The sequence below is a fragment of the Streptomyces sp. PU-14G genome, assembly GCF_041028275.1.
Classification (GTDB): Bacteria; Actinomycetota; Actinomycetes; order Streptomycetales; family Streptomycetaceae; genus Streptomyces.
Genome location: NZ_JASKYT010000357.1, coordinates 1 through 7,512 on the forward strand (window position 1 = coordinate 1; position 7,512 = coordinate 7,512).

Below are 7,512 nucleotides of genomic sequence, written 5' to 3' on the forward strand. Positions count from 1 at the left end.
GGCTTCTTCCGGCCGGAGGCCGGGCGGGGGTCAGCCCTGCTGCCGCTCGTGCCAGCGCTTCAGCATGGCCTCCAACTCCTGCTGCATGTACTGGAGGAACTCGGCGCTCTCCCGCAGGCGGCGGCCTGCGGGGGAGTCGCCGCCGAGGGCGTCGGCGCCGGTGGTGAGGGTGGCCTGCCAGCGGTTGAGGAGGTTGTCGCGGCTGAGCAGGCTGGTGTACCAGACGTCGTGGTGCAGCAGGTAGCGCTCGCGGCGCGAGCCGGGGTCGCGTTGCCGGCTGACCAGCCCGACCTGGGAGAGGTAGCGCACGGCGCCGGAGATGGCGGCCGGGCTGGCCTGGAGCCGTCGGCCCAGTTCGGCGGAGGTGAGGGCGCCGTCCTCGGAGGCGAGGAGGCAGGCGAAGGCGCGGGAGGCCATGCGCTGCATGCCCGCCTCCGTGAGGTCGGCTGCGAACCGTTCGACGAACGGGGAGGCCCGCTCCTCGTAGTCCTGGTGGTCCCGCGGCTCGGTGCCGCTCTCCTCGGTGCCGGTCTCGTCCCTCGCGTCGTCAGCCACGTCGGTCAGCTTCTCCCTGCCTGCCTGCCTGCCGCCCTGATCAGCGGTTCTCCCGAAGACCCTAACGCTTCCTTAACTTCACAAAATTGTGAAGCTAGCGTAGCTTCAGAAACATGACCGCCGCTACCACCGTGACAGCCCCCGCGACCACGGCGATCTCCGTGTCCGGGCTCGTCAAAACCTTCGGCGCGACCCGCGCCCTCGACGGGCTCGACCTGGAGGTCGCCACCGGCGAAGTGCACGGCTTCCTCGGCCCGAACGGAGCGGGGAAGTCGACGACCCTGCGCATCCTGCTGGGCCTTCTGCGCGCCGACACCGGAACCGCCCGCCTGCTGGGCGCGGACCCCTGGACCGACGCCGTCGCACTGCACCAGCGCCTCGCCTACGTCCCCGGCGACGTCGAACTGTGGCCGAACCTCACCGGGGGCGAAGCCATCGACCTGCTGGCGCGGCTGCGAGGAGGCATCGACCCGGCCAGGCGCGCCGAGCTGATCGAGCGCTTCGACCTCGACCCGACCAAGAAGGGCCGCACCTACTCCAAGGGCAACCGGCAGAAGGTCGCCCTCATCACCGCGCTCGCGTCCGACGCGGAACTGCTGCTGCTGGACGAGCCGACGGCGGGCCTCGATCCGCTGATGGAGGTCGTCTTCCAGGACGTCGTCCTCCAGGCCAAGGGCCAGGGACGCACGGTCCTGCTCTCCAGCCACATCCTGTCCCAGGTGGAGAAGCTGTGCGACCGGGTGAGCATCATCCGGCTCGGCAGGATCGTCCAGTCCGGGACGCTCAGCGAGATGCGGCATCTGACCCGTACCACCATCGAGGCCGAGATCGGCCCCTCCGCGCACGCGGACGGGGTCTACGGGTCGGCGTACGGGCTGGCAGACCTGCCCGGCGTCCACGACCTGCGGACGGAGGGCTCCCGCGTGCGCTTCTCCGTGGACGGAGCCCACCTGGAGGCGGCCGTGCGCCACCTCGGCGGCCTCGGCGTCCGCAGCCTCGTCAGCCACCCGCCGACACTGGAGGAGCTGATGCTGCGCCACTACGGCGACGAACTCGCGGCCACCGCACACGGCAGCGCCGCGGGCGGGACCGCCGCCCCGGACTCCGCCGCCCCAGACACCGCTGTGTCGGGCGCCGCCGCCCCGGACGCCGGGACGGAGGGCGGCTCGCGATGAGTACCGTCACCGACGCCGCCCCACGCGACGGCGGGCTCCGCGGCCGGGAGGCAGGCGGGGCGCCGGGGCGCGGCGCCGCGCTCGCGGGCACCGGCGTCCTCTTCCGTTTCGCCCTCCGCCGCGACCGGTTCCGCCTCCCCGCCTGGGTTCTGGCCGTCCTCCTCGTCTCCCTGTCGGGCATCCAGAAGGCCGCCGACCTGGCACCGGACGACCCTTCCCCGGCCCTGGGCCACGAGGTGCCCCCGCAGTCCGCCGACATGATCGAGACGCTGCGCGGGCCCGCCATGCTCGCCATGACGGGGCCCGAGCATTACCTGACCCACTTCACCCCCGCCTCCGTGCTCAGCATGCTGATGATCGGTTACGGGGCGCTCCTCGTCGGGCTGATGAGCGTGCTCACCGTCGTGCGGCACACCCGCGCCGACGAGGAGAGGGGCATCGCCGAACTGCTGCGCTCCGGCGTCGTGGGACGACACGCCACCCTCAGCGCGGCCCTCGCCGCGGCGGCCACGGCCAACGTGGCGCTCGGCGCGCTGTTCGCCCTCGTGCTCCCCCTCGCGGGACCGGCCGGCGTCACCGGCGGCGGCGCGCTGCTGTACGGGGCCGCGCACGCGGCCGTCGGGCTGGTCTTCGCCGGGGTCGCCGCCGTCACCGCGCAACTGTCCGCACACGGCAGGGCCGCCAGCGGCATGGCGCTCGCCGTCCTGGGCGCCGCCTACGCGCTGCGTGCGGCGGGGGACGTGGGCACCGACCCCGTCTCGTGGCTGTCGCCCATCGGCTGGGCCCAGCGCACCTACCCGTTCGTCGACGACCGCTGGTGGCCGCTGCTTCCCGCGCTCGCGCTGGCCCTCGCCACGGCCGCCGCCGGGTACGTGCTCAGCACCCGGAGGGACGTGGGGGCCGGCATACTGCCGCCCCGGCTGGGCTCACCGACCGCCTCCGCCGCGCTCACCCGGCCCCTCGGCCTCGCCCTGCGGCTGCACCGCGGGCTGCTGGCCGGATTCTGCGCCGCGCTGCTGCTGCTCGGCGCCATGTACGGCTCCCTGTTCGGCGACGTCGACGACATGCTGAAAGACCTGGACGACGTCAGGGAGGCCATCGCGAAGGCGGGGGGTTCCTTCGTCGAGTCCTTCGCGTCCACGATCATGCTGGTGGTCGCCGTCGTCGCCTCCCTGCACGTGGTGATGGCCGCGCTGCGGTCCCGCTCGGAGGAGACGGCGGGCCGTGCCGAGCCCCTTCTGGCCACCGGACTGGCCCGCACCCGCTGGCTCGGCTCGCACCTGGTCCTCGCCCTCGGGGGCGGCACCCTGGTCCTGCTGGCCGGCTCCCTCGGCCTCGGGCTGGCGGGGGGCGCGTCCGTGGGGGACAGCGGCCTGACCTGGCGGCTGGTGGGCGCCGGACTCGCCTACGCCCCCGCCCTGTGGGTCACCGGCGGTGTCGCCGTCCTCCTCTTCGGCTGGGTCCCCCGGGCGGCGCCGCTGGCCTGGGCCGTACCCGCCTACGGCTTCGTCGTCGGCTATCTCGGCAAGCTCCTCGACCTGCCCGGCTGGCTGAACGACCTCTCCCCCTTCGGGCACGTCCCCCAGCTGCCGTCCGCCGACATGCGCTGGACGCCGGTCGTGCTGCTGGCCCTGGTGGCCGCGGCCCTGGTCGCGGCGGGCCTGGCGGGCTTCCGCCGCCGCGACCTCGACACGAAGTAGCCCACCGGCCGCGTGCCGCTCGGACCGGCCGCACCGCGCTGCTCGGACCGACCGGCCGCACCGCGCCGCTCGGACCGACCGGCCGCACCGCGCTGCACCGGGCCGGGCCGGGCCAGACCAGACCAGGCCGGGTCCCCGGGAGGCAGGGCGCTCAGCGGCGGCGTTCGTAGCGCATGATCACGCCCTGGGGGAACTCGCGGATCAGGGAGCCGCCTTCGACGCGCAGGGTGGAGGAGTCGCCGACCTCGCAGGCGCCGCGCGACGCGGAACGGTCGACGTCGGGGGGCCCGATGCGGGTCGGCCCCCGCGCGTCGCCCACGGCGAAGAGGTCCACCCTCGCCTCGCAGTGCTCCGAGCCGTCGGAGACCATGCTCAGGCTGCGGTCGTCGGAGTTGTCGGCGCCGATGGACAGCGTCTGGGTGCCGCCGTCGGACAGCGGCCTGCCCCACCGGCCGATCATGTCCTCGGGGACCCGCTCGGGGGTGGCGACCTTGTGCAGCGTCGCGGTACGGCCCGCGGCCCGCCATCGCAGGGTGCCGTCCGACGCGGCCTTCAGCGTGTGGACGCCGATCGCCGAACAGCGGCCCTCGGGAACGCTCGTCACCACCTTGGTGTCGAGCCGGATGCCCGCCTCGTCACCGCCGCCGGCGTCGCCCCGCGAGGAGGGCGCCTTGGCGAGTTTGCCGTCGCTCTTGCACTCGTAGTCGGTGCCCAGGCTGATGCTGTTGGCGACGACCTCGCCCTCCTTGCCCTGGGTGATGCGGAAGCGGCGGTGCTGGCCGTTGGGCTTCCCGTCCCGTTCGACGGCGCCGACCCAGGTGCCCAGGTAGGCGTCGGGAACCTCGGTGGCCGCCCGGTCGCTGCCGCCCCGGCCGCCGTTGTCGGACGAGCCGAGCCCGGCGCTCGCGGCGGCGATCCCCGCCCCCGCCAGGACGAGTGCCGCGGCGGCGGCGACCAGCACGCGGCGCCCGCGCCGCACGCGACGGGGCGGCGCGCCCTCGCCCGCCCGACGGCCCTGCTGCGACAGCACGGACGTCGCCGGCTCAGCCGCCCCCGGGCCTGCTGCACCGGGCCGCGTCACCGCGCCGGTCCCGGTGGCCGGCTCCGTGCCCCCGCCTGTGCCCGTGCCGAGGTCCGGGGCGCCCGCACCCCGGCCCTCCGGGCCTGACGGCGGCTCCGGCGCCGACGCCGGGTCCGGCGCGCCACCGCCGTGCACGCCCGAGCCGGACGGCGGCGTGTCGGTGTCCAGCAACCGCACGGCCTCCCGGCCCAGTTCGGCCAGCAGCCCGGCGGGCAGCCACGGCGGCGCCGAGGCGCCGATCGCGACCGGCTGCACCCGGGAGACGATCTCCTCGGGGGCCGGCCGGGCGGCCGGGTCCTTGGCGAGGCAGTCGGCGATCAGCTCCCTGAGCCGCGCGCCGTCGCCCGCCGGGCCCCCGCCCGGGCCGCCGTCCTCGCCCAGGCCCGCCAGGTCGGGCTCCTCGGAGGCGATACGGAACATCACCGCGTGCACCCCGCCCGCGCCGCCGCTCGGGCCGAAGGGCGGACGGCCCGTCGCCGCGTACGCCAGGACGGCGCCCAGGCAGAACACGTCGCTGGCCGGGCTCAGCCGGCCGCCGGTGATCTGCTCGGGCGACATGAAGCTGGGGGAGCCGACGACCATGCCGGTGCTGGTCAGGGTGGACTCCGGGACCTCGTCCAGGGCGCGGGCGATCCCGAAGTCGATGACCCGCGGCCCGTCGATCGTCAGGAGCACGTTCGAGGGTTTGAGGTCGCGGTGGACGATGCCCACGCCGTGGATGTCGAGCAGCGCGGAGGCCAGCCCGTAGGCCAGGACGCGGACGGACCCGGGCGGCAGCGGCCCGTACCCCTGCCGGGCCGGCTCCGGCGAGCCCTCCTGCGCTCCGGCGGAGACCACCTGGTCGAGGCCGGGACCGGCGATGTAACCGGTCGCCACCCAGGGGGTGTCCGCCTCGGTGTCGGCGTCCAGCACGGGCGCCGTCCAGCGGGCGCCGACCCGCCGCGCGGCCTCGACCTCCAGGCGGAACCTGGCGCGGAACGAGGGGTCGGCCGCCAGTTCGGACCTCACCAGCTTGACGGCCACGGTGCGGCCTCCGGACGAGCGCCCCAGGTACACCCGGCCCATGCCGCCCGCACCCAGTCTTCTCAGCAGCCGGTAGCCGCCGATGCCGACCGGGTCCTGTGGCAACAGGTCCGCCATACGCCGCCCGCCCCCCTGTAACTGATAGGTCGTCGTGACCGGTGGTCGTCCGTGACCGACAGGTCGTCGGTGACCGATGGTCGTCCGTCTGTGGCTGGTCGTCTCCGGCTTCAGTCTCGCTCACGAAGGTCACGGCCGGGCTGCCGAGGGGCTTCGCTTTGACGTGGCGGCCACGCGGGCTCCCGTCGAGCCCTGCTGCTCACCGTCTCACAGGCAGGGCTTCCCTCGCCTCCGAGAGCCGCCGCAGCGCCTCGGCGACGCGGGCGAACCCGGCCCCGCCGCCGAGGGCCTCGCCGCCGCGCACGCCTGCGCTGCCGCTCAGGTCTGCGCCGCCGCGAAGACGGGGTACGCCTCCGGTTCCGAGTGCTGGTACAGCCGGAAGAAGGCGTCCACGACGGGGGGTTCGAAGGTGCCCAGGCGGGTGAAGATCTCCCGGGCGAAGGCGACGGGTTCGGTCGGGCCCGCGGTGATCAGGTCGCCGTCGGTGACGGCGTCGGCGCCGCGGTAGTGGGCTGCGCCCCGGTAGCCGTTGGCCGCCTGGAGGAACTCGGGTGCCGCGCTGGTGTGCGCCCGCTCGTCGAGCAGTCCCTCGTCGGCGAGTCCGAAGACCGCCCCGCAGATCGCGGCGACGGGCACGCCCTCGTGCAGGAACTCCCGCGCCGTGTAGGCGAAGTCGGCCAGCTCGCCGCCGCCCCAGCCGTCGGCGCCCGGCAGAATCAGCAGCCGGCTGTCGGCGGGGCGTAGGGTCTCGAGAGTCATGTCGGGCTGCACGCGCAGCCCGCCCTTGGTCACCACGGGGGCGCTGGTGAGGGCGACGGTGCGCAGCTCGCCCGGGAGGTGGGCGACGGCGTGGCCGTACTCCCAGTCGGCGAGCGTGTCGTACACGGCGAGGTGGACGGTCATGGCGGGCCTCCGCGGGCGCTCCGTAGGAAGGGCAGCACCCTACCGGTCAGACAGCGTGCTGCCACGTGTCCGCCGTGGTGGACGGACCCCTGATCCTTAACGTCGCGAGGAAGCCGCTTTAACCCACGCGTCCGTACGTTCACCGGCATGGATTCGCTCAGCCAGTTCCTCGGCCACCTCGCGCTCGACCTCGCGGCGGTGCTGGTCCTGACGTTCGCGGTGTACTTCCCCCGGCACCGGCGGCGCGACCTGCTCCCCGCCTACCTCGCGCTCAACGTCGCCCTCTTCGCCGTCGTCGTGGCACTCGCCCGGGTCGGCGGCGACGGCGGCATGGCGCTGGGCTTCGGCCTCTTCGGGGTGCTGTCGATGATCCGGCTGCGCTCGGAGTCCATCCGGCACGAGGAGGTGGCCTACTACTTCACCACGCTCGTCATCGGCCTCGTCGCGGGCCTGCCCCACCTGCCGTTCGGCTTCGCCGTCGTCCTGTGCCTGCTGCCGGTGGCCGTCCTGTACGGGGTCGACCACCCGCGCCTGTTCGCCCGGACGCGGCGCGCCGTCGTCACGCTGGACGCGGCCGTCACCGACCCCGACGGCGTCCGCGCGCACGTCCGCGCGCGGCTGGGCGAACCGCTGGCGTGGAAGGTCAGCGAGGTCGACTACGTACGCGACCTGACGGTCCTGGACGTGCGGTACCGCGAGGTTGCCGCCCCGGCGGGGCGGGAACGGGGACGAACGACGGCCCCCGCTCGTTACCGCGACAGCGACTCCGGCGAGGCCCGCCCGCGTGGCCACCACGCGAGCGCCGCAGCGCCGGGAGCCGTCGGCGACAGCGACACCCCTGCGACGTTCCCGCACCCGCCTGCCACTGCCGCTCACCCGAGGGAGACCGCCTGATGTCCGCGCTCACCACCCCCGCAGGTCCCCACGCGCCCCACGGCCTGACGGTCCTGGACGTGCG

At 74.8% G+C, this 7,512-nt stretch carries 6 protein-coding genes; 3 read left to right on the plus strand and 3 right to left on the minus strand.

Features of this window, described 5'->3' with window-relative positions; all coding sequences use genetic code 11:
• Positions 1-30: 30 nt before the first annotated feature.
• Positions 31-555 (minus strand): GbsR/MarR family transcriptional regulator, encoded by a 525-nt coding sequence (locus AB8Z75_RS28645; RefSeq protein ID WP_369206988.1) that lies wholly within the window; start codon positions 553-555, stop codon positions 31-33.
• Positions 556-668: 113 nt separating this feature from the next.
• Between AB8Z75_RS28645 and AB8Z75_RS28650 the strand changes: the two genes are divergently transcribed.
• Both AB8Z75_RS28650 and AB8Z75_RS28655 read left to right on the plus strand, forming a co-directional pair.
• Entirely contained in the window at positions 669-1,730 is a 1,062-nt protein-coding gene (locus AB8Z75_RS28650; protein ID WP_369206990.1) for an ATP-binding cassette domain-containing protein, read from the plus strand.
• Positions 1,727-3,430: an ABC transporter permease gene (locus AB8Z75_RS28655; RefSeq protein ID WP_369206992.1), complete on the plus strand. Its 1,704-nt coding sequence runs from the start codon at positions 1,727-1,729 to the stop codon at positions 3,428-3,430. The genes AB8Z75_RS28650 and AB8Z75_RS28655 overlap by 4 nt, the downstream gene beginning before the upstream one ends.
• A gap of 151 nt (positions 3,431-3,581) precedes the next feature.
• Here the strand turns inward: AB8Z75_RS28655 and AB8Z75_RS28660 are convergent, their stop codons facing one another.
• Together AB8Z75_RS28660 and AB8Z75_RS28665 are read right to left on the minus strand one after the other, a co-directional pair.
• Entirely contained in the window at positions 3,582-5,651 is a 2,070-nt protein-coding gene (locus AB8Z75_RS28660) for a serine/threonine-protein kinase (RefSeq protein WP_369206994.1), read from the minus strand.
• 318 nt (positions 5,652-5,969) lie between these two features.
• Positions 5,970-6,554 carry a DJ-1/PfpI family protein gene (locus AB8Z75_RS28665; RefSeq protein WP_369206996.1) on the minus strand — a complete coding sequence of 195 codons (585 nt, stop codon included), beginning with the start codon at positions 6,552-6,554 and terminating at the stop codon, positions 5,970-5,972.
• Positions 6,555-6,701: 147 nt separating this feature from the next.
• Between AB8Z75_RS28665 and AB8Z75_RS28670 the strand changes: the two genes are divergently transcribed.
• Complete coding sequence (locus tag AB8Z75_RS28670; protein ID WP_369206998.1) at positions 6,702-7,448, plus strand: DUF4956 domain-containing protein; 747 nt, start codon at positions 6,702-6,704, stop codon at positions 7,446-7,448.
• Positions 7,449-7,512 lie beyond the last annotated feature (64 nt).

Bases quoted from the DNA above. Each gene is read 5' to 3' on its own strand.
- AB8Z75_RS28665 (WP_369206996.1), bottom strand. From the start codon at position 6,554: ATGACCGTCCACCTCGCCGTGTACGACACGCTCGCCGACTGGGAGTAC.
- AB8Z75_RS28660 (WP_369206994.1), bottom strand. From the start codon at position 5,651: ATGGCGGACCTGTTGCCACAGGACCCGGTCGGCATCGGCGGCTACCGG.
- AB8Z75_RS28650 (WP_369206990.1), top strand. From the start codon at position 669: ATGACCGCCGCTACCACCGTGACAGCCCCCGCGACCACGGCGATCTCC.
- AB8Z75_RS28670 (WP_369206998.1), top strand. From the start codon at position 6,702: ATGGATTCGCTCAGCCAGTTCCTCGGCCACCTCGCGCTCGACCTCGCG.
- AB8Z75_RS28655 (WP_369206992.1), top strand. From the start codon at position 1,727: ATGAGTACCGTCACCGACGCCGCCCCACGCGACGGCGGGCTCCGCGGC.